The organism is Janthinobacterium sp. Mn2066 (genome assembly GCF_049319705.1).
Classification (GTDB): Bacteria; Pseudomonadota; Gammaproteobacteria; order Burkholderiales; family Burkholderiaceae_D; genus Janthinobacterium.
Window position 1 is genome coordinate 354,049 of sequence record NZ_JBMOUF010000007.1, and the last position, 12,686, is coordinate 366,734.

Genomic DNA, 12,686 nt, shown 5'->3' on the forward strand with positions numbered 1-12,686 from the left:
CATGGCGGGTATGTTTTTCTTTTGATTCGAGTTTTCATGCAAGCGCCGCGCAGCAATCCCTCCCGCAAACAACTTCCCGCCTCGCGCTGGCGCCAGCGCCGCCAGGCACACACACCAGCCGGCCTGAGCGCCGCGCAGCAGCGGCAACTGGCCACCCTGCACGCTATCTCCACCTTGCTGGCCGGCCAGCACGCGATCGACGCCTTGTGCCGTGGCTTCCTGCGCCATGTGATGCAGTTCGCCCAGGCCGAAGGCGGCACGGTGCGCATTCTCGATACACAGCAAGACACGGTGCACATGATCGTGCACGAGGGCATCTCCGACGCGATGGTGGAGGAAGAACACTGCATCCCGAACAACGATTGCCTGTGCGGCGCGGCCGTGGCGCAGGGCGTGATCCAGATCCGCGAGTTTCGCTCTAGCGATACGGAACAGCGCTTCCGTTGCCAGGACGAAGGTTTTAGCGCGATTACGGTGATTCCCATCATCGTGCGCGAACAAGTGGTGGGCAGTTTTTCACTGCATTTTGCGCAGCCGAAAAAAGTGGGCGCGCAGCAACATGGCTGGCTGGAAACCCTGGCGCAAAGCCTGGGCATTGCGATAGAAAACCAGCGCCTGATCGCGCGCGAAAAAGAATTCGCCGTGGCCCGCGAACGCAGCCTGCTGGCCGAAGGCTTGCACGACAGTATCGCGCAAAGCTTGAATTTCATCAGCCTGCAAGTGCAGATGCTCGACGATTCCGTGCGCCGGGGCGAACTGGGCGAGGCGGCTGAAGTGCTGCCCTTGATGCGCATGGGCGTGGAGCAAAGTTACCAGGATGTGCGCGAATTGCTGGTCAATTTCCGTACGCGCTGGCAGGGCAGCGACTTGCAGGAAAAGCTGGGCGAAGTGCTGGCCAGGTTCGAACAGCAAACTGGCATCGCGGGCGCGCTGGACGTGCGCGGTCATGGCGCGCCGCTGGCGCCGGAACAGCAATTGCAGGTGCTGTTCATCGTGCAGGAAGCGCTGTCGAATATCCGCAAGCACGCGCAGGCCAGCCACGTGCTGCTGCGGGTGGACAACGGCCGCGATTTCGCGCTGCGCGTGTGCGACGATGGCGACGGTTTCGAGGCTGGCCTGCGGGGCAATCGCGCCGAAGTGCAGATCGGCTTGCGCATCATGCAGGAAAGGGCGGAACGCCTGGGCGCGCAATTGACCGTCGACAGCACGCCCGGCGAAGGCACCACGGTGTCGCTGGCCCTGCCCGAAGCGCGGCGCCTGGCCGCCTGATGAACTTTTAGCTAAATATAGCATCAACATAGATACGGATATAGTGAACGCAACTATCAATATTTTGCTGGTCGATGACCACACCCTGCTGCGTAGCGGCGTCAAGCTGCTGCTGCAGCGCAATCCGCAATTCAAGGTGGTCGGCGAGGCATCGAACGGACAGGACGGCGTCAGGCTGGCGGGCGAGTTACAGCCCGACGTGGTGCTGATGGATTTGAACATGCCCGGCGTGTCGGGCGTGGAAGCGCTGCAGCAAATCTTGCAGCAATGGCCGCACACGGTGGTGCTGATGCTGACCGTATCGGAAGACGCCAGCGACCTGGGCGCGGCCTTGCGCGCGGGCGCCCGTGGCTACCTGCTGAAAAATATCGAGGCCGAGCAGCTGGGCCAGGCGATACGCCGCGCCGCCGCCGGCGAATCGGTAATTGCCGACGCCATGACGGCCAAGCTGGTGTCGCAATTTCGCGCCGGCCAGGGCGCGCCCGAAGCAGATTACGACAAGCTGACGCCGCGCGAACGCGAAGCCATGGCGTGCCTGGCGCGCGGGCAGAGCAACAAGGAAATCGCCCGCGAACTGGACGTGGCGGAAAGCACGGTCAAGATCCACGTGCAAAACATCCTCAAAAAGCTGAAGCTCAGCAGCCGCGTACAAATTGCCGTTTACGCGGTCGAGCGCGGATTAGGCAAATAACGCCTATCCAAACCTACTGCGCGTCGCGCTTTGCGGCCTGCGATGCTCACCGTGCTTTAGCACGGTTGCGCTTCTTAGCCACAAATCACTGCCGCTCGCTACGGTTTTGTTAGACCTTATACCCGCAAAAAAATGCGTGGATAATTGATCTGGGTAGCGTTTTTGCCTAGATGATCCTAGTTCCTTTGACGTATGGCCTTGACGCTGCCGGCACACTACACTTAGCTATTCGCTAATCCACAGAAGAGAGTGTCATGCATAAGGTCAACGTCGATGGCTTGCTGTCGAGCCAGGCTCTGTTCCGCCATATTTCGCCATCCCAACTTGAACAATTGCGCCACGACGTGGTGCGGGTCGAAGTGGAAAAAGGCAAGGTGCTGTTCCGCAAGGGCGAAGTGGCGGAAGGCGCGTATGTGGTGGTCTTCGGCCTCATCAAGCTGAGCGTGTTTTCGATGGAAGGCACGGACAAGGTGCTGGAACTGATACGTCCCGGCCAAAGCTTTGGCGAAGCCATGATTTTCCTCGATGAACCGTATCCCTTCTGCGCCGAAGCGCTGGAACACTGCTTGCTGCTGCGCATCCCGCCGCATGCCTTGCTACGCCTGCTGGACCAGTCGCCCCGTATCGCCCGCCAGATGATGAACAGCCTGTCGCACCATTTGATGGGCTTCATCCGCAATGTCGAGCGTTGCTCGGTGCAAAATGCGACCCAGCGCGTGGTCGAGTATCTGCTGCAGGCATCGGACCAGCAGCGCAGCAACGAGGTCAAGCTGGACTTGAAGAAAAGCTTGCTGGCATCGTTCCTGAACCTGGCGCCGGCTACCCTGTCGCGCGTGCTGCATCAACTGACGGACTTGCATCTGATCAAAGTCAGCGGTTCATTGATCCAGATCCAGTCCGACGCCTTGAAAAGCTATCGCCACGGTTCAGTCACGCCGCTGCTCAACTAGGCTAGCGGGCAAGGTCAGCCGCCAAAATAGCAGGGCGGCACGCACACATACGTTCCACCAGTCCGCCAGCGCCTGCATGCTGGCGGTGCTCCAGCTTCACCACTACGCTTCATTCCTCCGCGTACCCACGAGACTGGGCAGGTTTTGCCTGCCGCCATGATACGCACGCCTTCCAGAAGCCGTGCGCCGGCATGTTCATTGATGACTGCCAGGTATAAGCATAGTGACTTCCGCGCTATCGCCTTTCAGTGTTCGCCAACCTATTATCTGCTAAAGGCAAACATGGCCATGCGTAAATTAATACGCTTGGCAACAGTTATTTAAAGCGTACAGTTCGCTACACTATGGAGTATCCCATGAAACTTTTTCGTTATGGTGAACCGGGCGATATTCGCCCGGGTATTGTTGACGCATCCGGGCGGCTGCGGGATTTGTCCGCCCATCTCGGTGATGTGAGCAGCGATGTTCTGTCAGACGCAGAACTTGCCCGTCTGTCCGAGCTGGATACATCGTTGTTGCCTGAAATACGATCTTCCGTGCGCTACGCGCCACCTATGAGCAGCATTGGCAAATTCATTGCAATCGGCCTCAATTACCGGGACCATGCTGAAGAGGCAAACTTACCCATCCCCTCTGAACCCTTGGTTTTTTTCAAGCCGATTAGCTGTATCAGTGGCGCCAACGATCCCATCATTCAACCACCGCATTCCCATCAACTCGATTGGGAGCTTGAGCTGGCCGTGGTGATCGGCAAGCGGGCTCAGTACGTAGCAGTGGAACAAGCCCTCAGTCATGTGGCAGGCTATTGCGTTGCCAATGACGTGTCCGACCGCGGCTTTCAGTTTCAGAGTTCACAATGGGACAAGGGCAAGAGTTCAGACACTTTTGGTCCGATTGGTCCCTGGCTTGTCACCCGTGACGAAGTGCCTGATCCCCAGAATTTGTCGATGTGGCTGGAGGTGAACGGGCAGCGCCGCCAGGAGGGCAATAGCCGTACCATGATCTTCAGTGTCGCCGAGATTGTTTCCTACTGCAGCCGCTACATGACCCTTGAAGCTGGTGATGTCATCATCACCGGTACGCCACCTGGTGTATCGATGGGGATGAAACCCCAGCCCCAGTGGCTCAAGGAAGGCGATGAAGTCACCTTGTCTATCGAGGGGCTGGGAACTCAACATCACCGGGTGCAGCGGTATCAGTTGCCCTGAGAAGGGCCTGGAATCAAGGTCAGCCGCCAGAACACCAGCGCAAGCAGGCTGACCGCTGCGCCCAGCCCGCACACGCCCCACCAGCCGGCCAGCGCCTGCACGCTGGTGGCGGCGATGGCGCCCAGGCCACTGCCCACCGCATAAAACAGCATGTAGCAGGCTACCAGGCGGCTATGGGCATCGCTATCGTGCTTGAAGATCATGCTCTGGTTGGTAACGTGGATGGCTTGCCCCGCCAGGTCCAGCGCGATGATGCCGACAATCAACGGCCATAGCGCCTGCGTGGTAAAGCCCAGCGGCAACCATGCGGAGCACAGCAACAGCAGCGCTGCGCCCGTGGTCCATTGTCCGCGGCCCCGGTCGGCCAGGCTGCCAGCGCGCGCCGCCCCCAAGGCACCTGCCACCCCCACCAGGCCGAAGGCGCCGATGGCCGTATGGCTAAAGCCTTGCGCGCTCAGGGGAAACACCAGCGTGCTCCAGAAAATGCTCAGCGTGGCAAACATCAGCAGCGCCAGCACACCGCGCACCTGCAGCACCTTGTTATGGGCCAGCATGTGCACCATTGAGGCCAGCAGCGCGCCATACGACAGGCGTTTTTCCGCTTGCGGGGAGGGTGGCAGCATGCGCCACAGCAAAACCAGCAAGGCCAGCGAGATGGCGGCCGAGACCAGGTACACGGCGCGCCAGCCGGCGATATCGGCCACCAGACCCGACAAGGTACGCGCCAGCAGCAGGCCGATCATCACGCCGCCCTGCGCCATGCCGACCACCCGGCCACGTTCATGGGCTGCCGCCGCGCTGGCCGCATAGGCGATCAAGCCCTGCGTCATGGCCGTGCCCAGCAAACCCGCCATCAACATGCCTGCCAGCAAGCCGGCGGTGGAAGTGGCTGATCCCAAGCCCAGCAAGGCCAGGCATAGCAACACCAGCTGGAGCAGGGTCAGGCGGCGCCGGTTCAGCATATCGCCCAGCGGCACGAGCAGCAGCAGGGCCAGCGCGCAGCCCAGTTGGGTGGCCGTGATGACCATGCCGCTGGCCGCCTCCGTCAAGCCGAATTCCTGCGCCAGGGTGGCCAGCAGCGGCTGGGCGTAATACACATTGGCCACGCTCAGGCCGCTGGCGGCGGCAAACAGCCACACAAGCGAGGCGGGCAGGGTCTTGTTGCTATTGATATTGTTATCGCGCATAGGGATGAATAATCTGGTTTTAAAGTGAAACTAGTTGGAGTCTATGCCGAATAGTTTTAAAATGCAACCACAAACAAAGGAGAGTGTGGTGGCCAAGCGCAAGAGTCTGAAAACCGATCCCTGTCCCGTGGCGCGGGCGCTCGACGTGATCGGCGACCGCTGGTCGCTGCTGATCGTGCGCGACGCCTTTGATGGAATGCGCCGCTTCGGCGAATTCCAGAAGAGCCTGGGCGTGGCCCGCAACATCCTGGCCGACCGCCTGCATACCCTGGTGGAAGAGGGTATCTTTACGAGTGAGCCGGCGTCCGATGGCACGGCCTACCAGGAATATGTGCTGACGGAAAAAGGCCTGGGACTGTTTCCCATCGTGGTGGGACTGCGCCAGTGGAGCGAGGCACAGCTGTTCGAGGCGGGCGAAGTCCATTCGACCTTGCTGGAGCGCAATACGGGCGCGCCGGTGCAGGCGATGCTGGTGCGCTCGCCCGATGGACGCGTGCTGCAGGCGGGTGATACCTTGGTGAAAAAAATCACATGATGAGGACAAGGCCATGAGCAGGGTGGCGGTAATCGGCGGCGGCATTACGGGCGTGACCACGGCCTATGCGCTGGCGAAACGGGGCGTGCACGTGACCCTGATCGAGCGGCACCGCTATGCCGCCATGGAAACCTCGTTTGCGAATGGCGGGCAATTGTCTGCCTCGCATGCCGAGGTGTGGAACCACAAGGCCACCATCGTCAACGCCCTGAAATGGATGCTGACCCGCGACGCGCCGCTGCTGCTCAACCCGCGGCCTGGCTGGCACAAGCTGAGCTGGTTCGCGGAATTCCTGGCCGCCATGCCGTCCTATGAAGACAATACGGTGGCCACCGTGCGCATGGCGATTGCCGCGCGCAAGCATCTGTTTTCGTGGGCGGCAGAAGAGGGGATTGATTTCGATCATCGCCAGACCGGCATTTTGCATATCTACCGCGACCGCGCCGGCTTTGAGCGGGCGGCCCGCGTGTCGCGTTTGCTGGCCCAGGGCGGCTTACTGCGCCATCCCGTCACGCCCGAAGAAATGCGCACCATCGAGCCGGCCTTGATGGGCGATTTTTACGGCGGCTATTTCACGGAAAGCGATTCTACCGGCGACATCCACAAATTTACCAGCGGCCTGGCCGCCGCCTGCCTGCGCCTGGGCGTGCGCTGCCGTTACGGCATCACGGTGACGGCGGTCGCCAGTGAAAACCAGCGGGTCGGCATCAGCACCAATGAGGATGACAGCGTGTTCGACGCCGTCGTCATTTGCGCTGGCACGGCCAGCCGCAAGCTGGCGGCCATGCTGGGCGACCATGTGAATGTGTATCCCGTGAAAGGTTATTCCATCACCGTGCAGCTGGACGATGCCGCCAGCCAGGCGGCGGCGCCCATCGTCAGCCTGCTCGACGATGCGACCAAGCTGGTCAGCAGCCGCCTCGGTGTCGACCGCTTGCGCGTGGCTGGCACGGCAGAATTTAATGGCAGCAACCGCGACATCCGCGCCGACCGCATCCGCCCGCTGCTGGCGTGGGTAGAGCAATGTTTTCCCAACGTCAGCACGCGCAAGGTCGTGCCCTGGGCCGGCTTGCGCCCCATGCTGCCCGATATGTTGCCCAAAGTGGGACGGGGCAAGGCGCCGGGCGTGTTCTATAACACGGGCCACGGCCACCTGGGCTGGACCCTGGCGGCCGCCACGGCCGAAACGGTGGCGGCGCAGGTGGTTCAATCGATGGACTGAGCTGTGTTTAAGGCTGCAGTGCCGCCTTGCCCTCGGCTGTCAGGAAGGGGGCGAGCTTGGCATAGGGCAAGCTGAACTCCTGCTCGCAACCGCTGCCATACGCTTCTTCCCAGAATTTCACGCCCGTCTCCGTCAAGCTCAGATGGTACAGGCCGCGGCCCATGTAATCGGTCTTGCAATCGTCGCTGACAGTCACGCCCTTGAACAGGGCCTGGCGCAGGCTGAGGGGCAGGGCGCTCATGTCGTAACTGCCTTCCTCGGATTTGCTGCCGAACCAGCGCCACACATCGACTTCCTTGCCGCTCTGCAAATCCCAGGTGCGAAAGCGCATGCTGATGCCGTTGCGGCCCATGCCTGCCGCCCAGCGGTAGAAATTGATCGTCACGTAACGCGCCGACCAGAACGTGGGTTCGGCGTGCACTTCATCGTCCATGGCGACGCCATACGTACCCAGGAAGTTACGGCGCCGCTCGAAATAATCGACCAGATCGTGCTTGTTTTGCGGCAATTCGGTACGTAGTTGCTTGTTGATGGCGGCAATGCCCTTGCCTGGCCCCGTCAGCTCGGCGGTGATGGTATCGGCGATGCGCAGGCTGCGGAAGGACACGTCTTTGCGCTTGTCCAGATACATGGGGCGGCTGGTGAGCAGCGCCGGAAACTCTTCCAGCGCCAGGTTGTAGGCAGCGCTGGCGCAGGGCTCTTCCTTGCCGGCCGGCGGGCGCACCAGGATCAGGGAAATCGGCAGGGTCTTGCCATTCGACGGGTGATGCCAGGTGCCGCCCAGCTTGCCATCCTGCGGCTTAGCCAATTCCCAGCTGCCGCTGGGATTTTCCCCGTCCACGCTTTCCACCCATGCGGTCTTGCCTTCCGGCTGGTTCAGGTTGATCGCCGTCTTGTGGCGCGCGTAGTAATAATTGCCCTTGTTGTCGTAGGTGCTGGGGAAATTAAAACAGGCGGTGATCTCGGCATTGCCCAGCTTGCCTTGCCAGACGCCGGCCAGCTCGTCGTTGTCGGGTCTGGTGGCTGCCTGCCCGGTCATCGGTAGAGCGGGCAGGCAGAGGAGCGCAAACAAGAGACGGCGCATCGGTGTTTCCTTGCTATCGTGAATGATGGCCGATTTTACATGCTGCATTCACCATGAGCGCTTACGACTGGCATGCTCCCGCTTGCTGCGCCAGCACAGCCATCGCCGGCGTCAGGAATTGCAGCATGGCCGGCGTGACGAAACTGCCCTCCATCAAACGCGGCTCTTGCTGGTGCGCCGTGCGCAGTTTCAGATGCGTGGCCGGGTCGCGGCCCGCATACGACTGGAACAGGTCCAGCCATTGCCTGGCCAGTTCCAGTGCCAGGGCATCGGTGGGGGCGGCATTGGCATCCATGGCGGCGCGGATGGCGGCAAACAGGGGCAGCCATTCCGAGGCGCGCTTGCCATAGTTGTCCTTCAGGAAGGCAAACTCGGCATCGTCGAGGTAGGGACGGTACAGCGCCACGCGCGAGGCATTGAAGGACTGGATAATGAATTGCATCAGCGCATGATCGATGCCGCTGGATGCCTGCAGCGCCGTTTCCGTTTCATGCATGGTATTGAGGCGCGCAAACAGGCCGGCGTGGGCGTTGGTGTCCTGCACTACCTTGACCATCCATTCGGTGGCCAGCGCTTGCGCGTCAGCATCGTCGGGCGTGGCGCCCTGCGCCTGGACGGCGCGCACGCGGGCCACCAGCGCCTTCCATTCCTGTTCCACCTTGGCATCGGTCAGCATCGGTATCTGTTGCAGTTCTTCGCGTGAAAAATAATTGTCGTACATGGTCATCAGCTCCATCGTGGTCAGCCAGTCGGCCAGTTCCGGTTCCTGCCCCTGCAGCAGTTGCTGTTGCAACTGCTGCAAACGGCTGCGCAAGGTATCGGCTTGCGCAATCTGGCTATCGAGTGCGGCGATCTGTTTCGCCACGATAGCCGCCAGCGGCAGGTCCGGACCGGCCAGTGAAGTTGCGATCTCGGCCAGCGACAAACCGAACCTGCGCAGCGCCATGATCCGGTGCAGCCGAGCCATGTCACTGTGCTGGTACAGCCGGTAGCCAGCCTGCGTGCGCCCCGAAGGCGAGAGCAGGCCGATGCTGTCGTAGTGGTGCAGGGTGCGCACGGTCAAGCCCGTGCGCCTGGCCAGTTCACCGATTTTCAACAGCATGGAATACTCCTTGTTCGTGGGCGTACAGACAGCATGGCGCCTGACGTTGCGTGAGGGTCAAGCATTGTTTTATGAAGATGTACACCATTCTTAACGCTGGCGCTGCTGTGCGCGTTCCCATTCCAGGCCGGGCCGGTCGACGCGAAACTGCAGCAGCCGGCCTTGCACCACTTCCGTCACATAGGCCGTGCGGCCATCGGGGCCGCCGAAGGCGATGTTGCTGGGTTTTGCGCCCGGCAGGATGATTTCTTGCAGTACCTTGCCTGCAGGCGACAGCTTGACCACCGTGCCCTTGCCATAGCGCGTCACGTACAGGTTGCCGTCCACGTCCACGCGCATGCCATCCATGCCGAAATCGTCGAATTTGATCAGCAGGCGCTTGTCCGTCAGGCTGCCATCGGCGGCGATGGTGTAGGCCCACAGATTGCGCTGCACGCTTTCATTCACGTACAAGGTCTTGCCGTCGGGGCTGACTTCGATGCCATTGGCCGTGCCCATGGCGTCCAGCGCCAGGGTCACCGTGCCATCGGGAGCTATGCGCCACACGCGGCCCGTGTTGTCCTTCCAGTTAGGATCGCTGGCATACAGCACGTCGCCGGCAGTGATGGCGATATCGTTCGGCTGCGACATGCGCGGCTCGCGTGCGTGGATGGACAGCGCGCGCGTGGCCGGATCGACTTTATAAATCGTGTGCTCGACATAATCGGCGATATACATCTGGCCATCGCTGCCGAAGCGGATGCCATTGGCGATGCTGGCGCCAGGTAAAGTCAGCCAGACCTCGCCGCTGCCGTCGGGCTTGACCTTGCCGATGGTTTGCTGGCGCGCGAAATTGACGGCATAGACATTGCCGTCCGCATCGACAGCCGGGCCTTCGATGCCCTTGGTGAAGGAGTGCGGCGCCGTCACGGTGGTGGCCAGGAACAGGGTCTCGCGGGCGGGCTGGCTGGCGCAGGCGGTGAGGCCGACCAGCGGCAATGCCAGCGCGGCGGCGCGCAGCCAGCGCAGGGCGTATCGGGAACGGGGCATGGGCAAACTCCATATTTTTGATGCAAAGCAGGCATGGTACCGGACTTCACCGCCGGCACGGCAGGCGCTTGCTGCATGCAGGCCGTACAATCGTGTTTTTACCGGAGCGATCATGGACCCCGTCATTTTCCGTACTGCCCAGGCCAGCGACCTGGCCGCCATCATCGGCTTGCTGGCCGACGACCCGCTGGGCGCCCAGCGCGAGACCGTGACGCCAGCCGGCTCGCCGCCCGCCGCCTGCTATCTCGACGCCTTCAAGGCCATCGCTGCAGACACAAACCAGCAACTGGTGGTCGCCGTTGAAAACGAGGTCGTCGTCGGCACCTTGCAACTGTCCTTCATCCCTGGCATCGCCCGCCGTGGCGCCTGGCGCGGCCAGATCGAAGCCGTGCGCATCGCCGCCACGCACCGCAGCGCGGGCCTGGGCCAGCAAATGTTCGAATGGGCGATTGCGCGATGCCGCGCGCGCGGCTGCCACCTGGTGCAGCTGACCACCGACAAGGGCCGCCCCGACGCGCACCGCTTTTACGAGCGGCTGGGCTTTGTGGCCAGTCATGAAGGCTACAAGCTGGCGCTGTAAAACAGGCAATGCGGCGTATGATGGACTTTTCCACGCAATCAGGAGGAGGCATCATGGACAAGCCGGAATTCATCTTGGCAGTCAAGGCGATGGAAGCGCTGGAAATGTACCAGGCCACGTATGGTGCTTCCAAAGAATACCAGGCGCATCTGCAGGAAGTGCAGCAGATACTGCGGCACAAAGGCGCTTCGTTGTTGCTTTCAGAACACGGCGCCGCCAAGTTCTTGCTGGCCTTTGCCGATGCACTGGAAGTGGCGCATTTGCCTGGAGAGTATGTGCCCCTGAGCCGCAGGCCAGCGTAAAACCAGCAAGACCAGTACTGCCTGAATACCAATAATATTTTTATTGTTGGTAATGATTCTCATTTATAATCCCCTTCCACATCGCTCCGGCTGGCGGAAGCGCAGGGGATACATAATGAAAAAAATGATGACAGGAGCCAATACGGCGCCTTTCAGGAGCGCCGCATGAGGGCGCCCGTATTGCGTGGCTGGTATGCCGTGCACCGCTGGAGCAGCCTGATTTGCACGATCAATCTGCTGATGTTGTGTGTGACCGGCCTGCTGCTGGTGTTTCACGACGAAATCGATGCGGCGCTGGGCCAGGATCACCGGCCGGTGGCTGCCGTCGTCGGCAAGGCACCCAAACCGAGTCTGCAAACCCTGGCTGACAGCGCAGTGCAGGGCGATGCGGACTACACCGTGCAATCGATGTTTTTCCCGCCCGACGAACCGTCGCTGGTGGCCATGCACCTGGGCGAGCGCGGTTCGGCCAGCCTGCGCGGCGGCAAGAACATCATCTTCAATCTGGACAATGGCATGCGCCAGGCGCTGCCCGTCAACGTGGAAACGGTGACAGGTTTTCTGCTGAAACTGCACGTCAACCTGTTCCTCGGCTTGCCTGGTCAACTATTTATCGGCCTGGTCGGCCTGATCTTCGTGCTCAGCATCGTCAGCGGCATCGTGATCTATGCGCCGCTGACGCGCAAGCTGGTGTTCGGCATCTTGCGTTTCGGCCGCCAGGCCCGCATCGTGCAGGCCGACCTGCACAACCTGTTTGCCGTCACCACCATGGTGTGGGCGCTGGTGGTGGGTTTGACGGGCACCTTCCTGGCGTTTTCGCCGCTGATCATCGGCCTGTGGCAAAAGACGGAACTGGCCGACATCATCCGCACCCTGCCGGCCGCCAGGCCGCACAGCATGGTGCCCGTCGACCAGGCGATTGCCCAGGCCCGCCTGCGCACCCCCGGCAAGGATCTCGCCTATGTGTTTTATCCCGGCACCGAATACGCCACCGAGCGCCACTACATGGTGGTGCAGCGCGGCCATAGCGAACTGGAACAGCGTCTGTTCAGCATCGTGGTGGTCGACGCCCAGGATGGCACGGTGGCCGATGCGCGCGGCATGCCCTGGTATATGCAAGCCCTGCTGCTGTCCGGTCCCTTCCACTTTGGCGACTATGCGGGCCTGCCTTTGAAAATCCTGTGGGCCTTGCTGACCTTGCTGACGGCCGTCGTCACCGTCAGCGGCTTTATCGTCTGGATGAAACGCACGCGCGCAGTGGTCGTGCGCCGCAATGAGGCCGCGCTGGCCGATGGATGGGGAGGACAAACATGAACGGTACCTGGGGTTGGCCGCTGCTGCTGGCGGCATTGAGCCTGGGCGGCCTGGCCGCCGGCATCCTGGGCGATGGCGTCTGGGATTGGCTGTGCTGGGTGGGTCTGGCCGCACCGATTTTTGTGGTGCTGCGCCGCATGCGGGCGCAGTGGCATGGCCCCGGTGAACGCGGCAAGCACAATCCCTAACGATTTTTCGACGACTTTCGGGAGG

14 protein-coding genes are annotated in these 12,686 nt (G+C 61.5%); 10 read left to right on the plus strand and 4 right to left on the minus strand.

Going from position 1 to position 12,686, the window contains the following annotated elements; translation table 11 throughout:
- Positions 1–36: 36 nt before the first annotated feature.
- The 4 genes from ACL9RI_RS16070 to ACL9RI_RS16085 all read left to right on the plus strand — a co-directional run bounded on the left by ACL9RI_RS16070 (position 37) and on the right by ACL9RI_RS16085 (position 4,118).
- Positions 37–1,269, plus strand: a complete 1,233-nt coding sequence (locus tag ACL9RI_RS16070) for a GAF domain-containing sensor histidine kinase (RefSeq protein WP_422727518.1) — start codon at positions 37–39, stop codon at positions 1,267–1,269.
- Between the two features lie 43 nt (positions 1,270–1,312).
- A complete protein-coding gene (locus ACL9RI_RS16075) occupies positions 1,313–1,960 on the plus strand; it encodes a response regulator (RefSeq protein ID WP_422727519.1) in 648 nt (215 codons plus the stop codon).
- Positions 1,961–2,214: 254 nt separating this feature from the next.
- Positions 2,215–2,910: a Crp/Fnr family transcriptional regulator gene (locus ACL9RI_RS16080; protein ID WP_422727520.1), complete on the plus strand. Its 696-nt coding sequence runs from the start codon at positions 2,215–2,217 to the stop codon at positions 2,908–2,910.
- Positions 2,911–3,266: 356 nt separating this feature from the next.
- Complete coding sequence (locus ACL9RI_RS16085) at positions 3,267–4,118, plus strand: fumarylacetoacetate hydrolase family protein (RefSeq protein ID WP_422727521.1); 852 nt, start codon at positions 3,267–3,269, stop codon at positions 4,116–4,118.
- Here the strand turns inward: ACL9RI_RS16085 and ACL9RI_RS16090 are convergent.
- Entirely contained in the window at positions 4,106–5,305 is a 1,200-nt protein-coding gene (locus ACL9RI_RS16090) for an MFS transporter (RefSeq protein WP_422727522.1), read from the minus strand. The two genes, ACL9RI_RS16085 and ACL9RI_RS16090, sit on opposite strands and share 13 nt — an antisense overlap.
- Before the next feature lie 61 nt (positions 5,306–5,366).
- On the opposite strand from ACL9RI_RS16090, the gene ACL9RI_RS16095 reads away from it, so the two are divergent.
- Together ACL9RI_RS16095 and ACL9RI_RS16100 are read left to right on the plus strand one after the other, a co-directional pair.
- A complete protein-coding gene (locus ACL9RI_RS16095) occupies positions 5,367–5,840 on the plus strand; it encodes a winged helix-turn-helix transcriptional regulator (RefSeq protein ID WP_422727523.1) in 474 nt (157 codons plus the stop codon).
- 13 nt (positions 5,841–5,853) lie between these two features.
- Positions 5,854–7,062 (plus strand): D-amino acid dehydrogenase, encoded by a 1,209-nt coding sequence (locus tag ACL9RI_RS16100; RefSeq protein WP_422727524.1) that lies wholly within the window; start codon positions 5,854–5,856, stop codon positions 7,060–7,062.
- Between the two features lie 7 nt (positions 7,063–7,069).
- Here ACL9RI_RS16100 and ACL9RI_RS16105 read toward each other — a convergent pair whose 3' ends face one another.
- The 3 genes from ACL9RI_RS16105 to ACL9RI_RS16115 form a co-directional block, all read right to left on the minus strand.
- Positions 7,070–8,146, minus strand: coding sequence for a hypothetical protein (locus ACL9RI_RS16105; protein ID WP_422727525.1), 1,077 nt, complete (start codon positions 8,144–8,146; stop codon positions 7,070–7,072).
- Positions 8,147–8,207: 61 nt separating this feature from the next.
- A complete protein-coding gene (locus ACL9RI_RS16110; protein ID WP_422727526.1) occupies positions 8,208–9,248 on the minus strand; it encodes a MerR family transcriptional regulator in 1,041 nt (346 codons plus the stop codon).
- Positions 9,249–9,338: 90 nt separating this feature from the next.
- Positions 9,339–10,277 (minus strand): SMP-30/gluconolactonase/LRE family protein, encoded by a 939-nt coding sequence (locus ACL9RI_RS16115; protein ID WP_422727527.1) that lies wholly within the window; start codon positions 10,275–10,277, stop codon positions 9,339–9,341.
- A 112-nt stretch (positions 10,278–10,389) separates the two neighbouring features.
- Here ACL9RI_RS16115 and ACL9RI_RS16120 point away from each other — a divergent pair, with 112 nt between their 5' ends.
- The 4 genes from ACL9RI_RS16120 to ACL9RI_RS16135 all read left to right on the plus strand — a co-directional run bounded on the left by ACL9RI_RS16120 (position 10,390) and on the right by ACL9RI_RS16135 (position 12,661).
- Positions 10,390–10,857, plus strand: coding sequence for a GNAT family N-acetyltransferase (locus ACL9RI_RS16120; protein ID WP_422727528.1), 468 nt, complete (start codon positions 10,390–10,392; stop codon positions 10,855–10,857).
- A 53-nt stretch (positions 10,858–10,910) separates the two neighbouring features.
- The gene (locus tag ACL9RI_RS16125; RefSeq protein WP_422727529.1) at positions 10,911–11,159 is read left to right on the plus strand and encodes a hypothetical protein; all 249 of its coding nucleotides are present in this window, start codon (positions 10,911–10,913) and stop codon (positions 11,157–11,159) included.
- Between the two features lie 165 nt (positions 11,160–11,324).
- Entirely contained in the window at positions 11,325–12,473 is a 1,149-nt protein-coding gene (locus tag ACL9RI_RS16130) for a PepSY-associated TM helix domain-containing protein (protein ID WP_422727530.1), read from the plus strand.
- Entirely contained in the window at positions 12,470–12,661 is a 192-nt protein-coding gene (locus ACL9RI_RS16135; RefSeq protein ID WP_422727531.1) for a hypothetical protein, read from the plus strand. The genes ACL9RI_RS16130 and ACL9RI_RS16135 overlap by 4 nt, the downstream gene beginning before the upstream one ends.
- Positions 12,662–12,686 lie beyond the last annotated feature (25 nt).